Below are 684 nucleotides of genomic sequence, written 5' to 3'. Positions count from 1 at the left end.
CACGTCGCCAAGGACCGCTCCAACGCCACCGCCCTCAGCATCCCCCGCGACCTGATCGTCGACGTCCCCGACTGCCCGACCACACAGGAGGACGGCACCAAGACGGTCATCCCCGGAACGCAGGGCGTCCGCTTCAACACGAGCCTCGGCGAGAGCGGCCGGGACGCGGGCTGCACCATGCGCACGGTGAAGGAGGCGACCGGCATCCAGCCCGACCACTTCATGATGGCCGACTTCAACGCGGTCAAGACGCTGACCACCGCGGTCGACGGGGTCGAGGTCTGCGTGGAGCACGCCGTGGACGACGAGAAGTCCAAACTGAAGCTGCCTCCGGGCAAGTCCACGGTGGAGGGCGAGCAGGCCCTCGCCTTCGTCCGTACCCGGCACGCCTTCGGCAACGAGGGCGACCTGGACCGCATCAAGGTGCAGCAGCAGTTCCTGGGCTCGCTCATGCGGAAGATGTCCTCCAGCGACACCCTCACCAGCCCCACCAAGCTGGTGAAGCTCGCCGAGGCCGCGACCAAGGCGCTGACCGTCGACAGCGCCATCGGCAACGTCGGCACCCTCAAGGACATAGCCCTGGAGCTCAAGAAGGTGCCGACGAAGAACATCACGTTCACGACGGTGCCGGTGAAGGACAACCCGGCCGAGACGGTGAAGGCGACGGTCGTCCTCAACGAGGCG

The 684-nt window shown here is 67.1% G+C and carries 1 protein-coding gene; it reads left to right on the top strand.

Going from position 1 to position 684, the window contains the following annotated elements; translation table 11 throughout:
- Window positions 1-684, top strand: a 684-nt coding sequence (locus tag H0H10_RS04505; protein WP_188179493.1) for an LCP family protein, incomplete at both ends; no start/stop codon positions are given.

Origin of the sequence: Streptomyces griseicoloratus, assembly GCF_014534645.1 — a bacterium.
GTDB classification, from domain to species: Bacteria; Actinomycetota; Actinomycetes; order Streptomycetales; family Streptomycetaceae; genus Streptomyces; species Streptomyces griseicoloratus.
The sequence above is the reverse complement of the archived record's forward strand: the minus strand, read 5'-3'. Positions and strand labels throughout refer to the sequence as shown.